Genomic DNA, 1535 nt, shown 5'->3' on the forward strand with positions numbered 1-1535 from the left:
CGGCTGGTGCTGGCCGACGTGGATGACGCGTCCGCCGCCGAGGTCGTGGAGTGGTTGCGGGCGGGTGTGGCGTCCGGCGAGCCGCAGTTCGCGGTGCGAGCCGGTCTGGTGCGGGTGCCGCGCCTGGCGCGCGTCGCGGACGGTCTGCCGGTTCCGGCGGAGCGGGTGTGGAGCCTGGACTTCCGGGAGCGCGGCACGCTGGAGAACCTCACATTGTCGGGTGCCGACGAGGCGGGTCCGCTGGGTGCCGGCCAGGTGCGGGTCGCGCTGCGCGCGGCGGGCGTGAACTTCCGTGACGTGCTGAACGTGCTCGGCATGTACCCGGGCGACGCGGGCCGACTGGGCCTGGAGGGCGCCGGCGTCGTGCTGGAGGTCGGTCCGGGCGTGACCGGGTTCCGGCCGGGCGACGAGGTGATGGGCCTGTTCACGGGCGCTTTCACCACGGAGGCCGTGGCGGACCAGCGGCTGCTGGCATTGCTGCCGTCCGGGTGGACGATGGCGGAGGCGGCCGGTGCGCCGCTGGTGTTCCTGACCGCGTGGTACGCGCTGGTCGAGCTGGCCGGGCTGCGGCGGGACGAGCGGGTGCTGATCCACGCCGCCGCCGGCGGTGTGGGCATCGCTGCGGTGCAACTGGCCCGGCACCTCGGCGCGGAGGTGTTCGCGACCGCCTCGCCGGCCAAGTGGGCGGCGGTGCGCGGACTCGGCGTCGAGGCGTCGCACATCGCCTCCTCCCGCACCACGGACTTCGAAGAGGCCTTCCGTGCCGGGTCCGGTGGCCGCGGAGTGGACGTGGTGCTGGACTCCCTGGCCGGGGAGTTCGTGGACGCGTCGCTGCGGCTGACCGCCGCCGGCGGCCGTTTCGTCGAGATGGGCAAGACCGACGTCCGGGACCCGGAGCAGGTGCGGCACGCCCACGGGGTCACCTACCGGGCGTTCGACCTGCTGGAACTGGACCCGGACGTGCTCGGCCGGATGCTGCGGGAGCTGACCGGCCTGTTCGCGGCCGGTGCGCTGCGCCCGCTGCCGGTGGCGTGCTGGGACGTGCGCCGTGCGGTGGACGCGTTCCGGTTCCTGAGCCAGGCGCGTCACATCGGCAAGGTCGTCCTGACCATGCCCGCGGCGGCCGGCCGCGCGGGCACCGTACTGCTGACCGGGGCCTCGGGGGCGCTGGGCGGTCTGGTGGCTCGGCACCTGGCGGCGACCGGGCGGGCGGAGCGTCTGCTGCTGGTCTCGCGTCGTGGCATCGATGCCGCCGGGATGCCGGAACTGGCCTCCGAGCTGGAGGAGTTGGGTGTCGAGGTCGCGGTGGCGGCGTGTGATGTCGCCGACCGTGACGAGCTGGCCGGCGTCCTGGCGGGCGTGTCGTTGACGGGTGTCGTCCACGCGGCCGGGATCGTGGACGACGGGCTGGTCACGGCGCTGTCGTCGGAGCGGCTGGAAGCCGTGATGCGGCCGAAGGCCGACGCCGCGTGGAACCTGCACGAGCTCACCCGGGACATGGACCTGGACACCTTCGTCCTGTTCTCCTCGATCGC

Annotated in this window: 1 protein-coding gene; it reads left to right on the top strand. The window is 74.1% G+C overall.

Annotated features, from left to right (window positions below; translation table 11 throughout):
* A partial coding sequence (locus J0670_RS37795; RefSeq protein ID WP_207817295.1) for an MDR/SDR family oxidoreductase occupies positions 1–1535 on the top strand: 1535 nt, incomplete at both ends.

The sequence above is a fragment of the Streptomyces sp. FH025 genome (assembly GCF_017427025.1).
GTDB lineage: Bacteria > Actinomycetota > Actinomycetes > Streptomycetales > Streptomycetaceae > Kitasatospora.